This window comes from Flavobacterium chungangense LMG 26729 (genome assembly GCF_000735715.2).
Classification (GTDB): Bacteria; Bacteroidota; Bacteroidia; order Flavobacteriales; family Flavobacteriaceae; genus Flavobacterium; species Flavobacterium chungangense.
This window is the reverse complement of the sequence record NZ_JASY01000001.1, coordinates 283,077-301,285: the sequence shown is the minus strand read 5'-3', so window position 1 is coordinate 301,285 and position 18,209 is coordinate 283,077. Positions and strand designations below refer to the sequence as shown.

General features: G+C 31.8%; 20 protein-coding genes. 17 read left to right on the top strand and 3 right to left on the bottom strand.

Going from position 1 to position 18,209, the window contains the following annotated elements:
• Positions 1–21 precede the first annotated feature (21 nt).
• Complete coding sequence (pyrF, locus tag JE46_RS01260; RefSeq protein ID WP_031453437.1) at positions 22–849, bottom strand: orotidine-5'-phosphate decarboxylase; 828 nt, start codon at positions 847–849, stop codon at positions 22–24.
• Positions 850–961: 112 nt separating this feature from the next.
• Positions 962–3,145 (bottom strand): DUF5723 family protein, encoded by a 2,184-nt coding sequence (locus JE46_RS01255; RefSeq protein WP_031453436.1) that lies wholly within the window; start codon positions 3,143–3,145, stop codon positions 962–964.
• A gap of 253 nt (positions 3,146–3,398) precedes the next feature.
• On the opposite strand from JE46_RS01255, the gene JE46_RS01250 reads away from it, so the two are divergent.
• The 10 genes from JE46_RS01250 (at position 3,399) to JE46_RS01210 (ending at position 9,230) form a co-directional block, all read left to right on the top strand.
• Positions 3,399–3,584: a CsbD family protein gene (locus tag JE46_RS01250; protein ID WP_031453435.1), complete on the top strand. Its 186-nt coding sequence runs from the start codon at positions 3,399–3,401 to the stop codon at positions 3,582–3,584.
• Positions 3,585–3,733: 149 nt separating this feature from the next.
• The gene (locus tag JE46_RS01245; RefSeq protein ID WP_031453434.1) at positions 3,734–4,285 is read left to right on the top strand and encodes a helix-turn-helix domain-containing protein; all 552 of its coding nucleotides are present in this window, start codon (positions 3,734–3,736) and stop codon (positions 4,283–4,285) included.
• Positions 4,286–4,305: 20 nt separating this feature from the next.
• Positions 4,306–4,755, top strand: a complete 450-nt coding sequence (locus JE46_RS01240) for a response regulator (RefSeq protein WP_031453433.1) — start codon at positions 4,306–4,308, stop codon at positions 4,753–4,755.
• A gap of 11 nt (positions 4,756–4,766) precedes the next feature.
• Positions 4,767–6,551, top strand: a complete 1,785-nt coding sequence (locus tag JE46_RS01235) for a sensor histidine kinase (protein ID WP_031453432.1) — start codon at positions 4,767–4,769, stop codon at positions 6,549–6,551.
• Positions 6,552–6,689: 138 nt separating this feature from the next.
• Positions 6,690–7,274, top strand: a complete 585-nt coding sequence (locus tag JE46_RS01230) for a DUF4142 domain-containing protein (RefSeq protein WP_031453431.1) — start codon at positions 6,690–6,692, stop codon at positions 7,272–7,274.
• A gap of 17 nt (positions 7,275–7,291) precedes the next feature.
• Positions 7,292–7,912, top strand: a complete 621-nt coding sequence (locus JE46_RS01225; protein WP_031453430.1) for a porin family protein — start codon at positions 7,292–7,294, stop codon at positions 7,910–7,912.
• Positions 7,913–7,942: 30 nt separating this feature from the next.
• Positions 7,943–8,095: a lmo0937 family membrane protein gene (locus JE46_RS23975; RefSeq protein ID WP_007811479.1), complete on the top strand. Its 153-nt coding sequence runs from the start codon at positions 7,943–7,945 to the stop codon at positions 8,093–8,095.
• A gap of 49 nt (positions 8,096–8,144) precedes the next feature.
• The gene (locus tag JE46_RS01220; protein WP_031453429.1) at positions 8,145–8,429 is read left to right on the top strand and encodes a YtxH domain-containing protein; all 285 of its coding nucleotides are present in this window, start codon (positions 8,145–8,147) and stop codon (positions 8,427–8,429) included.
• A 36-nt stretch (positions 8,430–8,465) separates the two neighbouring features.
• Positions 8,466–8,825 (top strand): hypothetical protein, encoded by a 360-nt coding sequence (locus JE46_RS01215; RefSeq protein ID WP_031453428.1) that lies wholly within the window; start codon positions 8,466–8,468, stop codon positions 8,823–8,825.
• 30 nt (positions 8,826–8,855) lie between these two features.
• A complete protein-coding gene (locus JE46_RS01210; protein WP_031453427.1) occupies positions 8,856–9,230 on the top strand; it encodes a hypothetical protein in 375 nt (124 codons plus the stop codon).
• A 395-nt stretch (positions 9,231–9,625) separates the two neighbouring features.
• On the opposite strand, the gene prfA is transcribed toward JE46_RS01210, so the two are convergent.
• A complete protein-coding gene (gene prfA, locus JE46_RS01205) occupies positions 9,626–10,702 on the bottom strand; it encodes a peptide chain release factor 1 (protein ID WP_031453426.1) in 1,077 nt (358 codons plus the stop codon).
• 463 nt (positions 10,703–11,165) lie between these two features.
• Between prfA and JE46_RS01200 the strand changes: the two genes are divergently transcribed.
• The 7 genes from JE46_RS01200 to JE46_RS01170 all read left to right on the top strand — a co-directional run bounded on the left by JE46_RS01200 (position 11,166) and on the right by JE46_RS01170 (position 18,146).
• Entirely contained in the window at positions 11,166–11,735 is a 570-nt protein-coding gene (locus JE46_RS01200; RefSeq protein ID WP_031453425.1) for a hypothetical protein, read from the top strand.
• 215 nt (positions 11,736–11,950) lie between these two features.
• Positions 11,951–12,505, top strand: a complete 555-nt coding sequence (locus JE46_RS01195; RefSeq protein ID WP_031453424.1) for a hypothetical protein — start codon at positions 11,951–11,953, stop codon at positions 12,503–12,505.
• Positions 12,506–12,692: 187 nt separating this feature from the next.
• Complete coding sequence (locus JE46_RS01190) at positions 12,693–13,598, top strand: tetratricopeptide repeat protein (protein WP_031453423.1); 906 nt, start codon at positions 12,693–12,695, stop codon at positions 13,596–13,598.
• A 183-nt stretch (positions 13,599–13,781) separates the two neighbouring features.
• Positions 13,782–14,471 (top strand): helix-turn-helix transcriptional regulator, encoded by a 690-nt coding sequence (locus JE46_RS01185; RefSeq protein WP_031453422.1) that lies wholly within the window; start codon positions 13,782–13,784, stop codon positions 14,469–14,471.
• Between the two features lie 80 nt (positions 14,472–14,551).
• Complete coding sequence (locus tag JE46_RS01180; RefSeq protein ID WP_031453421.1) at positions 14,552–15,511, top strand: alpha/beta fold hydrolase; 960 nt, start codon at positions 14,552–14,554, stop codon at positions 15,509–15,511.
• Positions 15,512–16,007: 496 nt separating this feature from the next.
• The gene (locus JE46_RS01175) at positions 16,008–16,733 is read left to right on the top strand and encodes a hypothetical protein (RefSeq protein ID WP_031453420.1); all 726 of its coding nucleotides are present in this window, start codon (positions 16,008–16,010) and stop codon (positions 16,731–16,733) included.
• Between the two features lie 279 nt (positions 16,734–17,012).
• Entirely contained in the window at positions 17,013–18,146 is a 1,134-nt protein-coding gene (locus tag JE46_RS01170) for a leucine-rich repeat domain-containing protein (protein ID WP_083480827.1), read from the top strand.
• Positions 18,147–18,209 lie beyond the last annotated feature (63 nt).

Genomic DNA, 18,209 nt, shown 5'->3' with positions numbered 1-18,209 from the left:
GTGTAGCTGCCAACCTGAACTTTAAACTTGAAACATCGAACTAAGAATCTCTTCCATTTCTTGTTGAACAGACAATGCTTCTTCCCTCGCCTTTTCAGCAAAATCATTTCCTTTTGAAGCATAAATAATAGCTCTGGCAGAATTTACCAATAACCCTACATTATCATTCATCCCGTATTTGCAAACTTCTGACAAACTTCCACCCTGAGCTCCAATACCCGGAACTAATAAAAAACTGTCGGGAACAATTTTTCTTATTTCTGCAAAGTATTCAGCTTTGGTTGCACCCACAACATACATTAAATTATGACTATTTTTCCATGTTTTAGAAGTTTCCAAAACTTGCTTATATAGTTCTTTTCCATTGGCGGTCAGAGTTTGAAAATCAAAAGCACCTTCATTTGAAGTTAAAGCCAACATTATAGTATGTTTATTTTCGAAAGCCAGAAAAGGCTCAACAGAATCTTTTCCCATGTATGGAGCAACAGTTACGCTGTCAAAATTCAAATCTTCAAAAAAAGCTTTTGCATACATGCTGGAAGTATTTCCAATATCGCCACGTTTTGCATCCGCAATAGTAAAAATTTCCGGAAAGTTTTCGTTTATATAATTGATCGTTTTTTGCAACGATATCCAGCCTTTTATACCATAGGCCTCAAAAAAAGCTGTGTTGGGTTTATATCCTACAGTCAAATCATGTGTCGCATCAATTATCGCTTTATTGAACTCAAAAATAGGGTCTTCTGTTTCTAACAAATGTGACGGAATTTTATCCAGATCAGGATCTAATCCAACGCATAAAAATGATTTCTTCTGAAGTATTTGTTCGTGTAGTTGTTGTGTGGTCATTGGTGATTTTTTAGTTCTTCCAATATGAAGAATGATTCTTTTTTGAAAGTATGCAAAAATAAAAAAAGCCACTCAATTAAGAATGGCTTTTGGTATTTATATTCAACTGTTATTAGAAATTACCTAAATAAACAATTTCAGTTCTTCTGTTTGCAGCTCTTCCGGCAGCTGTATTATTAGGTTTAACCGGTTTTGAAGCTCCAAATCCTTGTGAGGTTAAGTTAGCCGGATTTACTCCTTTTTCAATTAAGGCATCCATAATAATTTTTGCTCTTTCTTCAGACAACTTTTGATTTGCCTTAGCATTTCCTACATTATCAGTATGTCCGTAAATGGCAAACTTAGCATTTGGATAATTTTTTAAAATTTCTTTGATAGCATCAAGTCTTCCTGAAGTTTCTACTTTTTTAGCATCACTTAATGTAGCTTTACCTGTTGTAAAGAAAATAGATTTTGCTTCAACCTGCAATTGTGCCAAAGTAGCTTTGCTAACTTCAGGACAACCTTTATTTTCTGCCGGTCCTGCTACTAGCGGACAATCATCTGCATTATCAGCAACTCCATCTTTATCAGTATCTAAAACCGGGCATCCTTTATTTTCAATTAACCCCGCAACATCCGGACAGGCATCATCCTTATCTAAAATCGTATCTCCGTCTGTATCCGGCCATGGACAGCCTTTGTTTTCAACCGGACCGGAAACTGTTGGACATGCATCAACATTATCTAATAATGTATCTCCATCGCTATCTTTCCATGGACATCCTTTATTTTCTAAAGGACCTGCAATTTCAGGACAAGTATCATCTTTATCAAAAACTTTATCACCATCTGTATCTGGCCATGGGCATCCATTATTTTCAATTGGTCCCGCTATTTTTTTACACCCATCTTCTTTATCTATAACTCCGTCTCCATCCGTATCTTTAAATTTCTTCTCATAAACCGGAAGCTTAAGCCCAACGTAAAAATCAGCTGCTTTCGATTCTTTAGAAACTAAATTAGACACAACAGATCCAGACCCAACGAAGAAAGTCCCTACACGCAATCCTGTACCTATCTGAGTTCCGCTATATTCCATCCAGGTAACAGGTACATAAAAACTAAACCATCTGCTTTCATAACGGGGAGTTAAACTTACTCTGTCAGCAATACTGGTTGCGTTTAATTTTGTGTTTGAAACCATACTGATATCTCCATTAAGATTCAGATAGAATTTATTGTGTATATTCCAGTCAACATCTGCGTGAAGTGCTGTAGGCAAATTTGTTTTTACTCCTTTTGAAGTTGATGTTTTTGTATAACGATCATTTAACAGATCATATAAATTATCTGTATCATCAATCATTTGCTGCGTAAGAGTACCTGATATATCGTAAATATCCTGTTTTGATTTTTTATAATTTATAGAACCAATATCCGTAACCGATAATCCGAAACGTATTTTATATTTATTTAAATCTCTAAAATTATTATCTGCAGGTTTAGCCTTGCTTAGATCATATTTTTCATAATCCGGCCTCCATTCGTATACAAGTCCAAAATCAAAGCCTACTCCGCTTGAATTTATATCAAATTCATAATCCTCATTAGCTTCCCAATCCTGACTTCCGCCAATTTTTAATTCTCCATTAGTAATTAAAGTACTATTTTCAGGATCTAATGGGTTTTCGATAAATACTGCATTTGCATTTTTTCCCTGAATATAACCATTTGCAACACCCTGCAAATATTTAGCAGTTAAACCTCCTTTTAAGAAATGCTGATTTTTTTGAAAAAGAACCGCTGCATAGGAAATTCCTAATTCTCCCCAGGCATGTGATGCTCCGTTTGGACTACCAACATTAAAACTAAAACTGTTTGACTGATCTAATCCATCTTTAACCTGATCAACAAGATTACCATTAACATCTCTAAGATTTGTAACAGATCTTGCTCTGGTAAAAAGAGCCAAAGTATGTTTTGGAGCAATATTAAACATAAATGACGGCCCCATAATATCCAAATTGATAAGAGCATTGTTCGCGTTTGAGGAGGTCATTTTTGATTGACTGTCAAAATCATAACCGTCTTTAAAAACATCAAAAAGTTTTACACCATACAAATCATTACTAACAGCCGTGCTGACAGAAAACAAATTGATATCGGTCTTAAAACGAGAATCGGCAATTGACGCCGGGTTAAACAGTACACTTTGTACACCGGCATAATTATCATGAAAATAACCTGAATAAGATTGCGCTTTACTCGCAAAGGATGTCATTAAAATTAATAGAATGAGTAATTGTTTTTTCATTAAATCGGGGTTTTAAGTTTAATTGACGGCAAAACTACAACATTACATTTAAATTGGTATTACCAAAACATTGATTTGATGTAACATCTTATACTTATTATGTAGAATAATCCTGTTCTTTTAAAAAACCCAAAACGCACTCTGTACAAAAGAAAAAATGTGAATTATGAAATAGTTTTAATATTTTATATAACACAAACCAAGAGCGAAATTTTGAATTTTATACTATATAAATTTTCAAATTATAAAAGCCATGAATACAACAGAAATAAAAGGAAACTGGAACGAGTTCAAAGGAAGATTGAAACAAAAATATGCTGATTTGACTGATGATGATTTGCTGTATGAAGAAGGAAAAGAAGATGAAATATACGGTAGAATCCAGCAAAAATTAGGTAAAACAAAAGAGGAATGGGATAAAATTGTATCAGATTTATAAATCATCTCAAAATATGCAATATACCGCCTAACTTAAATTAGGCGGTATTTTTTTGATTTTCAAACTTTAAAGTCTTAGATTTCCTAAATGCTTGAATTAACTTTATAAACCAAATAAATTAGTTATCTTTAACCATATTTTTTTACAAAATGAAATTATTTATAAAATTTGATATTAATACAATTTGCACACTTTTTCTCAAAGAAAAACTGGAGGAGCAAAATTTAAATTTTTCTACCTTAGGTTTTGGAGAAATTGAACTTGAAGAGAATCTTAGTACAGAAGCATTAGATGCCCTTAAAAACGATTTAAGTCCTTTTGGTTTTGAAGTAGTAGAAAATCAAAAAAGTGTACTGGTTCAAAAAATAAAAGATGCAATTATTGAATTAGTTTATACAGATGATAATAATAACTTTAAAAGTTCTGCTTATTTGGCTGACAAATTAAATCATAGTTATGGTTATTTATCAAATGTATTTTCTGAAGTAACCTATTCATCTATTGAAAATTTTATAATCATTCAAAAAATTGAAAGAGCTAAACAGTTAATGATTGTAAATGAAATGAGTTTAACCGAAATTGCTTTTTTACTGAATTATTCAAGTGTTGCACATTTAAGTACTCAATTTAAAAACACAACCGGAATAACCCCTTCGGCATTTCTGAGAATTATTAAAAAACGAAGAGAAAATTTAAAATAAAACCCAAATACCTTTAATCAATGCAAAAAAACGCATTACACATTTTACTCGCTGATGACGACGAAGACGATAGACTTTTCTTTAAAGATGCTTTTGAAGAGGTAAAAGTACAAACCAATGTCGAATTTGTTTTCGATGGCTTACAGTTAATGGAACATCTAATGAATCCGGACACTAAATTGCCTGATATTTTATTTTTGGATTTGAACATGCCTAAAAAAACAGGTAAAGAATGTTTGATCGAAATAAAAAAAACAGAACACCTTAAAAACCTTATAATTGCAATTTATTCAACATCATCTTCTGATGAGGATATTGAAGATACATTTATTGAAGGGGCAAATATTTACATAAAAAAACCAAGTGACTTTAATGCACTTAAAAAAATTATTAATGAAGTTGTAACGCTAAATTGGCATTATCATACATCAGGATTAAATCGTGATAATTTCTTATTAAGCCTTAAATAATTGCAATAATAATGAAATGGATACCTAAGTTTAATTCCTCAAACTATTTGAGAGTTATTTTTATAATAGCTATTTTCATTTTACTCTTTCTTTCCTCAATAGCTTACAAACACAACCGCGATTTAAACGAATCCAGCAAGCTGCTCATGCACACCTATGAAATAAACATAGAGCTTGAGCGGCTTATGTCGGCTATAAAAGATGCAGAGACCGGTCAGCGTGGTTTTATGATTACACGCAATCATAGATTTCTTACTCCATATCTTTTTTCCCGCGACAAGGTAAACACATCTTTTGTTGCCTTAAAGAAACTTACTGCAGACAATCCAACACAAAAACAAAACCTCAATAAATTATTCAAATTAATTATTCAGCGCTATGTTTCATTTGAGAATTGTTTAAAATACAGTGCTCCGAAAACTTATGATAAAAGAAAATTAGACAATCATATGTTCGGAGGCCGTATTTTAATGGAGAACATTCGTTTTAAGGTGGATGAAATGAATGATATAGAAAAATCATTTTTACAAAAAAGCTTAAAAAAATACGACGAAGAAATTTCTCTCGGTCCTATTCTTTCAATTTCATTGTTCTTAGCCGCTTTAAGTTTTATTTTATTAGCTTACCGCCAAATTAGCAAAGACTTAGAACGCTTAAAAATATACAACAAAAAGCTTTTAATCTCATCCGGTTTAATAGCTGAATCTGAAGTTATTGGTAAATTTAGTACCTGGCAGTGGGATTTAGACACAGACAAAATAGATTATTCTGATAATCAATTTCGTCTTTTAGGATTTCGTCCAAATGCTTTTGTACCCAACAAAGATAGTTTTCTAAATTTTGTACATCCTGAAGATCAGGAAGCAATTGCAGCCTCAATGGAAGGGATAATTAATAATAAGGAGCTCCCTTTTATATATTACAAAATTATTCACCCAAATGATGAAATCAGATATTTTAAATCTACGGGAAAATTACTTGAAGACCAGCATGGCAGTAAGATTCTATTGGGTATAAATTTTGACATCACTGATGAACATTTACTAAATATTGAACTTCAGGAACGTAATAATGAACTTGAAAAAAGCAACAAAGAATTAGCATCATTTAATCATGTTGCAAGTCATGATTTACAGGAACCATTACGCAAAATTCAAACTTTTATTTCGAGAATTTCCGATGCAGACAAAGCGGCTATGTCTGACAGTGCCAAGGAATATATACTAAAGATTGAAACATCCGCTAAAAGAATGCGAGTTTTAATTGATGATTTATTATTGTTCTCGAAAACAAATACAACAAAAAAAGAGTTCATTAAATCTGATCTGAATGAGTTACTTGAAAATGCCAAATCAGAGTTAGCTGTAATAATTGACGAAAAAAAGGGAAGCATTAAAGTTGATAAACTTCCTAAACTCCAGGTCATTCCTTATCAGATAGAACAACTCTTCATTAACTTGATTGGTAATTCCTTAAAATACAGCCAGCCAGGAACAGCGCCACAAATCAATATTAACTGCGATAAGATTTTATCAAATGAGTATCCTGAATTGATCGATTTGCCCTTTAAAAAATTCTATAAAATTACCTTTACAGATAATGGACTGGGCTTTGACCCACAATTTAAAGATAATATTTTTGTCCTGTTTCAACGTCTTCATTCCAAAACAGATTATCCTGGAACCGGAATCGGATTAGCGATTTGCAAAAAAATTGTTGAAAATCACAAAGGTTACATAACTGCCGACAGTGAACCGGGTAAAGGCTCCATATTCACAGTATTTCTTCCGGAATAACCTACCAAAAAAAAATTTCTTAAAACGTTATATTTTTCCAGAATGGGAATTATATAACGTTTCTTTTTTATGCTGTAAAGCAAAACTTACTATTGGTTAGCATCTTTGTAATGTAATAATGAAGTAATAATTTAACAGATGTGCTTATCAAAACCATCATTTTTAAAAACAGCTTTTTTTATAGTAATTGTAACAATAACTATTTCGTCCTGTAATGAAAATGAAAATCTGAAAAAAGTAGACAACAAATACGTTCTTACAAAAAATCCGGAAGAAATTGAAACTTATTTTTTTACTGCAACTGCAGAGATAACAAAATCAATTATTTCTAAAACTCAGTTGGCACAAGATAAAAGTTTAAATAACGCAATAAAAAGTGTCAGTATTAAAATAGAAAACAGTCAAAATTTGTTACTACAGGATATTAGCAAAACAGCTGTTGAAAAACTCATTATAATAAATGAAATAAACACAACAGTTGCAAATAAAGATTTGTATGAGCTTGCTGCAAAAAAAGAAATGGATTTTGATTATGCCTGCATTAATTCTATCATAAAATCCTTATCGGGAATGATAAAATTATTTGAATCTATCGCGAGAGAAACAAGTGATGTAGCAGTATTGAAGTTGATTACTCATTATTTACCAAAACAATACGAATTTTTAAGAGAAACAGAGAAGATTAGAAAAGAAATCAATTCAAAATCAAATCACAATTATTAACTAAATTTTTTTTTAACATGAAAAAGCAATCATTTTATTTATACGCCTTGACACTTTTTATGACAGCATCATTTGGTATGCTTCAGGCCCAGGAAAATGTAACTACTGAATTTGGTATAAAAGGAGGTCTTAATATGTCTAATTTATACACAGATGACGCAGACGACGAAAATGTATTATTTGGTTTTAATGCCGGTGTTTATGCTACACTGCCAGTATCCGATTTTGTAGCAATTCAACCTGAATTATTATTCACTACAAGAGGTTCAAAATTAGAATACAACAATGCTTTAATAGAAGGTAATGCAAAATTCAAATTAAATTATATTGAGCTTCCTTTATTAGTAAGAGTAAATCTTACCAAAAACTTTAACATACATGCAGGTGGATATGCTTCTTATCTGGTTAGTTCTAAAGTTACGGGCGAGGGATCCTTCAATTTTGAAGAAGAATTTGATACTGATAATTTTAACAAGTTTGATGCAGGTCTTGCCGCTGGTGTTGGATTAGATTTTAACCCAATAAGTATCGGAGTACGTTACAACTACGGATTGACAACTATCGTTAAAGATGGAGATGATTCATCAGATTTAAAAAACAGCAACTTAAGCTTATACTTATCATATAAATTAAACTAAAAGCTTAATTAATCTTTAAATAAACAAACCATGTCAAATCTATTATACACAATCGCAGTAATTCTTGTCATTCTTTGGGCTTTAGGGTTCTTTGTATACAGCGCAGGAAGTATTATTCACATATTATTGGTAATTGCCATTATAGCAATACTATTCAGACTTATTAAAGGTCGCGAAATTTAAAAATCAAACAATATTAAACATTTTATATTAATCTTTTAAATCAAATATTATGAAAACTAGTAGCACAATTTTAGGAATTTTAGGAGCCGCAGCGGCAGGAGCATTTTTAGGAGTATTATTTGCACCGGATAAAGGTTCAGAAACCAGAAAAAAAATCAAAGACAAATCAAAAGATTACGGAGATAACCTTAAAGGTAAAGTAGATGGTATTTTAAGCACATTAAGTACAAACGGTAAAGACATTATCGAAGAAGGAAAAGCAAAATTCAATCAGGTAAAAGACGACTTCAATTCGATTAAAGATGAAGCAAAAACCGTGAAAACGAACTACTAAAAGTGACTTTTTTAAACCATAAAAACACCCAATATCATGGAAACTAATGCAACAACAAACGAAAACCTGAATATGTATGAAAAAGCAGAAAACTATACCAAAACGAGTTTGGAATTAATTAAACTCAAAACGGTATCAGCAACTGCAGATGTTTTATCAACATTAACATCACGGATAGCGGTTGGCGCTGTTGTTGCATTTTTTACTTTGTTTCTTAATATTGGACTTAGTTTATGGATTGGAAAAGAACTTGGTGAATATTATTATGGTTTTTTTGCTCTGGCAGTGTTTTACTTACTAGTTGCTGTGATTCTACATAAAACACAACATAAACTGATTAAAACACCTATTGGAAACATGATTGTTTCGAGTATTTTAAAAGAATCTAAAAATTGATTAAATGATTAATAAATAAAAAAGACTGTTATGGAAACTATTTACACCATTGATTCATTAAATCAAAAAATTAAATTTTTAGAAGCTCAGCAAGACAAGGAATGGTGTGAAATTAAGGATGAAATAGATGAAATTAAAGAGAATTTAAAACCTCTTAACCTAATTCGAAACACAGTTGAAGAAATCAATGAAACTATTGGTTTTAAAAGCGATATTGCTCAGTCAGCCATAAGCATAGGTATAGGTTATCTGGCAAAAAAACTGGTAATAGGAAAAACAGATTCAACATTCAAAAATATTTTCGGATCTATAGTACAGCTGGCTGTCACGACTTTGGTATCAAAACCACAGCATCAAAATGTAAGTACAAAAGAATCCTCACAATACGAAACATCCGAAGAGTAATTGTTTAAACTTAAATATATGTATTATGGAAAAGATAAACGAAATAATAATCAAAAATGGTGTTTACATTTACTCAAATTTTTATAAATGTTTTGAATACACAAGAGTTTTTTTAGGTATCTAACTCGCTTTATACGTTTCTGCTATAAAAAACGATTAAACAGTTAATACATTATTATATATTTAAGGTTCTGAGATATTACCCCAAGCTTTATTTTTAAGCCATAATTGTTTTTATCTCAACCGAAAAAGAGACTATTTCACAAAGTTGAAAGAGTCTCTTTTTTTTTGTACAATTAATTTCTAAAAAATAAGGCCGAACAAAAGTTCGGCCTACTATATATTAAGTTAAAAACTTTATAAACTTAGTCTCTCAGCATTCAAGATCCTTAAAATTAATAAACCTCTGAAGCTTCCTTCAGTTTTTCCATATTGTTCACCAACTGAAGTTCAGCTACAATTTTCTGAATATCACCATTCATGATATTTCCTAAATCGTAAAGTGTCAAACCAACTCTGTGATCTGTTACACGTCCCTGAGCGTAATTGTAGGTACGAATCTTAGCAGAACGGTCACCTGAGCTTACCTGAGAGGTACGTTTTGTAGCATCCTCAGCCTCTTTCTTCGCCAATTCCTGTTCGTATAAACGGGAACGTAAAACGTTTAAGGCTTTATCTTTATTTTTGTGCTGCGATTTCTGATCCTGACACTGCGCCACTAATCCGGTTGGAATGTGCGTTAAACGAACAGCCGATTTCGTAGTATTTACCGATTGTCCTCCAGGTCCTGATGAACAGAAAAAATCTACACGAACATCATTCATATCAATCTGAACATCAAATTCCTCTGCTTCAGGCAAAACCATAACCGTTGCAGCCGATGTATGTACACGACCCTGAGTTTCAGTTTGCGGAACACGCTGTACACGGTGAACACCTGCTTCAAACTTCAGAGTTCCGTACACATCTTCTCCGGAAACTTCAAAGATAACCTCTTTAAAACCTCCTGAGGTTCCTTCGTTCATATCTACGACAGAAGTTCTCCACCCCTGCGATTCGCAATATTTAGTATACATTCTGAATAAGTCACCTGCAAAAATACTCGCTTCATCCCCACCCGTTCCGGCACGGATCTCCACCATAACGTTTTTCGCATCTTCAGGATCTTTAGGAATCAACATAAATTTGATTTCTTCCTCAAGCTGTGGCAAACGCTCCTTTGCTTCATCCAATTGCATTTTGGCCATTTCAACCATATCTGCATCGCTTCCGTCAGCAATAATTTCGTTTGCTTCGTCAATATTGGCCAAAACAAGAATGTATTCTTCTCTCTTTTCAACCAAAGCCTTAATGCTTTTATATTCCTGATTAAGCTGTACATAACGTTTTTGATCAGCAATAACATCCGGCTGAATAATCAAATCCGAAATCTCATCAAAACGCTGCTTTACATATTGAAGTCTATCTAACATTTTCTAGTTCCTTTTATTGGACTGCAAAATTACAAAATTTTTGTGGAAAATTCTATCTTTAACTTTTTGTGTTTTTTGATGAGAAATTTAATCATAAGTTTAATGATTTTCAGGAGCTGGTTCCTGCTATCCGCTATATCTTTTTAGGCAGAATATTTATGATTGAATTATATATTTTCGTTTGCCTAAAAAGGATGCCGCTGCTATCAGGGCTATGGGCATCAGGTCTTGTAAGAACATTAGAAGCATCACTAATTAAAAGTCCCCATAATGAGTTATGCTAATTTATTTATACATTCGTAAATTAAATATTACCTATGTTTATCACCCATATAAACAAGTTAACAGTTAGGCAAAACGAATAAAAAGAAAAATGAAAAGACTATTTTTAACAATAATTACAATCTTATTGTTAACGAACTGTAATAATTCTAATAATAAGACTGTTAACAAAACCGACCGAATGGAATTAGTTCCAGAACCTGATAAAGAATTAAAAGAAGAATATGAAAAGAAGCAAAAAGCATTAAGTCAGACGACTTGTGTTTTTTCTAATCCCGACACTTCAGTAGTTGGAATAAAGATTAGAAATATTGAAAGCACTCTAAACATATTAGGCAAAAAAACGAAACTAAAAGGTGACTCAACTCACGTTTTCTATTCGAGTGACAAAAAGCAAAAACTTGGACTAACTGTGCACCCAGGAGATTATTACAGTCAAGTGAGTGTTTTCAATATTTCGTATTCGGGCAACTCGAAAAAGAACTTCCGACAAATAAATTCAAAAGAATTTGAGACAGAAAAAGGAATTAAACTCGGAATAACCAAAAGACAAATTATTGAAAAACTTGGAACTTGTTATATAGTAAAAGACAGTACAACAAACGGCATTTCACTTAACTATAGACTTGAACTTCCTAACGATAGCAAGACAAAATTATTAAGGAGTAACAATATGCCAATCTATTACGCGGCTTATAGACTGACAAATGACAAACTTGAAAACATTGAATTTGGCTTTGAATATCCATAATCAACAAAAAGCCCGAACCGCTAACTGGTACAAGGGATTTAGGCAATAGGGTTAATGGATTGTTAGTTTTGTATTTGGAATGATTTGGCAAATCCGAAAATAGGGTTTTATTTAGTTCCAAATCCGCTGTAGTACCAAAACGTAGGCGGATATTTTGAGTAACAGAAATTTAAAAAGTATTAGAGGAAAAATAAATTTTAAAATAATAAATTGATATGCAAATAGTGTTTTTTTTAATTGGAGTAATTGGATTAGTTATGTTTCTAATTGGTGGTAAAATGCTAATTAAAAAATATAAAAGCAAAATTATTGGAGAACTAAAATTATCAGATAATTTGAATGAAATCAATTTTGAAAAAACAGGTTTATATTCAGTTTGCGTAGTAGGCGGAGGTTACGCAAATAATCTTGGCAACTTTGAAGCTAAAATAACTAACAACGGGAATGAAATTCAAACTATTGAAAAACAAATGAAATTTAAATTTCATCATAAGGGTAAATTAGCAACCGAATTTTATCAGTTTGAAATTGAAAATCCTGGAATTCACAAATTCATATTTAACAGTATTGAAGATTTAGAAGTAAAAGAATCGATGCTAGTTTCCAAAAGATTATTTCAAAAGAAATTACCAACTGAAAAAATTGAAATTCTTGTAAAAGAAACATCTTCAAGTTCAAAGTTCATAATTGGTTTATTGATGACGGTATTTGGATTCAATATCGCAGGATGGGGTGTGATTTTAATATTTAATCCGCAATTATTTCACTAAAAAAACATCCGCAACAGATGCTACAACGGATTTAGGAAATATGCTTAATGAAAAGTTGTTCTTGTATTTGGGATGATTTGCCAAATCTGAAAATAGGGTTTTATTTAGTCAAAAAACCGTTGTAGTATCAGAACGTTAGTAGTAATTTTACTGCAGACCGAGGAAAATATCAATTAAAATTTCAAAAATGAGAATATTCTATTTATTTATCTTATTAAATTCTTTATGTTTCGGACAAAACAAAGAAAATGAATTTAAAGCCGAATATTATTATAATAAAGCATTTGAAATATTAAATAATACTACTCACAATGCTTTATCGGAAGAACTTTCACTTGAAGCATTAGAATATTCCAACAAAGCAATTGAGTTAAATGCGAAAAACTCAAAATATTTTAGAGTTAGAGGTACAACTTACTTTCACTTGAAAAATTATGGTTTAGCACTAAACAACCATAATGAAGCGATAATAATTGATTCAACAAATTCACTTGCATGGATGGGACGAGCGATAGTTTTTGAAAATACTCAAAGATTTGAGCTTGCTGAAAAAAGCTATCTAAAGGCTTTGGAATTTGACAAAGATTCATCTGTCATAATTTTTAATTTAGGTTTACTTTATAGTAAATGGAAAAAAATTGATTTATCAATATTATATTATGATAAAGCTATAAAATTAGATCCAGAATATACTAGTGCATACATTAATCGTGGAGATATTAAACTAAAATTAGGAATGTATAAAGATGCAGTTTTAGATTTTAATAAAGCTATATCCTTAGATTCAATAGACAAAGTATCTTATAACAATAGAGGCCTTTGCAAATTTTATTTAAAAGAATATCAAAATGCAATTCTTGATTTTGAAAAAGCATTAAACATAAATCTTGGCAAATCTTTTGATGAAAATTTTGATACTGACAAATACTCATATAATAATATGGCAAATTCATATTGTTATTTAGGCAATATTGAAAAAGCATGTGAATTTTGGAATATTGCAATCAAAAAGGGTTATGTGTATAAAAAAGAGTGGAAAGAAATTTACAATATTGAAGACCCGAATGAACTAATTAAAAAATATTGCAAATAATAAAAACTACCACTAACAGCTACAACGGATTAGGGCAATAGGCTTAATGGAATGTTGGTCTTGTATTTGAAATGATTTGTCAAATCTAAAGAATGGGCTTAATTTAGTCACAAACCCACTTGTCGTACCAGAACGTTAGACAATACCACAAGTAACCCTAAAAACACAAACAGTCAGACAAAAATGAACGATAACGACACTAAAAGACTTTCACGACTGACTGCAATAGTCACACAACTGCAAACCAAACGTCTCTTGACAGCAACACTACTTGCAGAAAAATTCAATGTAAGTGTCAGAACCATTTATCGGGACATAAGAGCTTTGGAACAAGCAGGAGTTCCAATTATTACAGAAGATGGAAAAGGGTATTCGCTAATGGAAGGTTACAGAGTTCCGCCGATAATGTTTACAGAAGCACAGGCAAATGCATTAATTACCGCAGAACAATTTGTTCTCCAAAACAAAGACACTTCATTTATTAAAGATTACACCGAAGCCATTGAAAAAGTAAAAGCGGTCTTAAAATACAACATACAAGACAAAGCGAACTTACTTTCAGAAAGAGTACGATTTGATCAAAATAACAATCGGGAAAGAAACAGTAGTCAGTTATCTGACTTACAATTTGCTTTGACCAATTTCCGTCTTACAAAAATCGAATACACCACCGAACAAAACAAAACCACAAATCGGCATATTGAACCATTTGCGCTTTTAAGCACTGAAAATTGGCTATTGGTTGCCTATTGCCGATTAAGAAACGAATTTCGTTTTTTTCGTTTGGACAGAATTAAAAAATTGGAAATACTTACCGAGCAATTTGAACCCCACAAAATGACCCTGGAAGAGTATTTTAACCACTATCACTAATTTATTTTTACCCCCTGACATAAGGCTGTCACTTGCCAGTTATAAGTTTGCATCATTAAATAATCTTTAAAAGAATAAAAATGACAAACGTAATTAAGACAGCATTTAATCCAATAGCATTTCAAAAGGCTACTATGATTTCAGTTAATAGTGTAGTACTGGAAGTCTTTGAAGCAGGTAAAGAAAATGCCGGAAAACCAATTGTACTCTGTCACGGATTTCCGGAGCATGCTTTTTCCTGGCGTCATCAGGTTCCAGCACTTGCTGCAGCTGGTTATCATGTTATCATTCCAAACCAGAGAGGTTATGGCAACTCATCCAGTCCGTCCGCAGTAACTGAATACGACATTGAACACTTAACAGGTGACCTAGTCGCACTACTCGATCACTTTGGATACAAAGATGCCATTTTTGTTGGTCACGATTGGGGTGCAAATGTTGTTTGGAGTCTGGCATTATTGCATCCTGAACGGGTAAATAAAATAATAAATTTGGCTTTGCCTTATCAGGAGCGTGGAGAAAAACCATGGATTGAGTTTATGGAAGCCATATTTGGAGGAGACTTCTATTTTGTTCACTTCAATCGACAATCAGGAGTAGCAGATGCTATAATGAATGAAAATACATCCCAGTTCCTCCGTAACATATTCCGCAAAAACTTACCTCCTACACCGCCTGAGCCGGGAATGCTAATGATAAATCTTGCAAGAGCAGAAAAACCACTTGGAGCCCCCTTAATGAGCGACAACGAACTGTCTGTATTTGTTTCTGCCTTCGAATCATCAGGGTTTACAGGAAGTATAAACTGGTACAGAAACCTTGATAGAAACTGGCACTTAATGGCAGACGTAACACCAATCATTCATCAGCCTACTCTTATGATATATGGCGAACAGGATACGATTCCACAGTCTGAAAACCTAAAAAATATCGTTCCTAATTTGGATATAGTTAGTCTGGATTGTGGTCATTGGATTCAGCAAGAAAAGCCAGAGGAAACAACCCAATCAATTTTAAAGTGGCTAGAACAGAATACTTAATCCGGAAATAGAAACATATTGTCCTCAAAGCTAAACCAACTAAAGAAAATGGTCAAGAAAATCATTATAAATAATGATTTTCTTGGAATTCAATACTTGTAATTTTGGATAAAAATCCATTTCATGAAAAAATAGTACCTATTAAATTATATTACCTATCATCTTAGTTTAGTAGGAATAGTATTTGAAGTTGGTTTTAATTCAAAAACAGTTTTCAATACTGCATTCAAAAAAATGACATAAAAAAGCACCTTCTGAATTTTAAACAAGGTGTTCGGATTTATAATTTAGAACATTCAAACCTTTATTATTACTGAATTTTGCTTAATCAATTAAAACTATGTAACAATGGAAACAGCCGAAAAGATCAAGTTTAATTTAAAACTAAACCCGCTTTTACTTCAAACAAAAAGCAAAAGAACAGTTCCTTTTTATTAACGATGAATAAATAAATTTCAATTAAATACATCTAAATCTTCAACTTAAAATAGCAACAATGATTTCAAAAAAAAAGAATATAGCTTTATTTTTATTCTCTCTTCTTATGGTAATTTCTCTTACAGGATGCAGTGACGACTCAACTGGTAATGAAAATCAAAATTTAACTGGTGATTATTGGCCGACAAGCGTGAATAATGCTTGGGTTTATACTGGAGGTACGGACGAAATTTCTATTAAAATAATCGGAACTGAGGATGTTAATGGATCTAAATACTACGGATTTAATCAATTAGATATATTTGGAGGTGCAACTGAAGTTGCAGTTCATAATGGTCAATCTTTCTCAATTAAGAAAAATAAAGGCGACTATTATATTAAAGTAGACGAAAAGAATACTACTATAGATGGTGTTTCTTCTAAAATTACCGGATATGAATTTCTTTTTTTCAAAGACTATTTAGACGTTAATCAAACCTGGACCGGAACTTATAATTATATAAAAAGTAATAAGGCTTCCTTTTTACCTATTCAACTCACAGAGGGAACATATACAGGTGAGATTTTAGAAAAAGGAATTTCTTTAACTGTAAACGGAACCGTTTTTAAGAATGTTATAAAATTCAGGTTTACACAAAGTATTGATGACGTAACTCTTAATGTGTGGCCAGCATGGGATTATTCAAGTGATTATTGGATTGCAAAAGATGTGGGCATCATAAAATTTTCAAGCAACACATATAACGGAAAAATTAGTGAACATAAATCACATAAAGTAAAATAAAACGATTAAAAGCGGTCAATTTATCGAATCAAGATAGTAACAATAAAAGTAACTTTTTGCAACGATTTTAATTTGCCTTTACATTTTTATCTTCAACAAGTATATAAACCCGTAACAGATAAATTAGCCATGATTAGACTTGTAAAAAAACACTTTAAATTCATATAAAAGTGTTGTTTTACAAGTCATTAATTTAAAATAGAAATGTTTTTTTGAACATTAATAAAATAAGGAGAAAACCAAAACTCCTAAAAAGAATAGGTAACGAATAAATCATATATGAAACAAAAATATTTTTTAGTTTGTTTATTAGTATGCTTTGCTCCACTAACGATTTTGGCGCAAACTTTCACACAAGGAGATTTAATTTACACTGTAACATCTGGTACAGATGTATCCGTAAAAGCCAAAGATATTTATATTACTACTGCTAATATTCCAAGTAATGTTACAAATGCTGGTACGATCTACACTGTTACAAAAATTGAGCAAAATGCTTTTTTTGATTGTCTGGCTCTAAATAGTGTAACGATTCCTAATTCTGTTACCAGCATTTTAGATTTTGCTTTCGCAGGTTGTTCAGCCTTAACGTCTGTTACAATTCCTAATTCAGTTACGAGTATAGAGAGTAATACTTTTTCCCTTTGCACCTCTTTAGTTTCGATAACAATCCCCAGCTCTGTTACAAGTATCGGAAAACATGCTTTTGCCAATTGCTCATCTTTGACTTCTATAATTATCCCTAATTCTGTTATAAGTATAGGACAGTCCGCTTTTGTAAATTGTTACAAATTAAGTTCCGTAAACATTCCTAATACTGTTAAGAGCATAGAGAATCTTACTTTTAACAGATGTACTGCTTTAACATCTATTACAATTCCCGATTCAGTTATAAGTATAGGAAGTTTAGCTTTTGGAGCTTGTTCTAAATTGGCATCTATTAGTATTCCTCGTTTAGTTACGAGTATAGGAGCCAGTGCTTTTTATGATTGTTCGGCTTTAAAAACTGTAACAGTATTAAATCCAATCCCTGTAATAATCAATGCAGGTATTTTTGGTAATGTAACAATTTCAAATATACCATTAATTGTCCCTGCAGGTAGTGAGAGCGCTTATAGAGCTTCAGCCGTTTGGAAAGATTTTAAATCAGTTGCTACTTTATCTGTTTCCGATTTTGAGCCAGACAATAAAATTTCGATTTTTCCTAATCCGTCGACTGGTGTTTTTAATATAGAAACAGATCAAAATGCCAGACTGGAAGTATATGATATTTTAGGAAAACAATTGAAATTTCAAAAAGCAGATGCAGAACTTTCACAAGTAGATTTATCAGCTTTTAACTCTGGAATTTATTTATTAAAAATTGTTAATTCATCGAATCAAACCAAGACAGCAAAGCTAATTAAGCAATAAAAGTAAAACTTTTTGCTACAATTTTAATTTACTTTTTCTATTGCATCCCCACCAAATATAAAA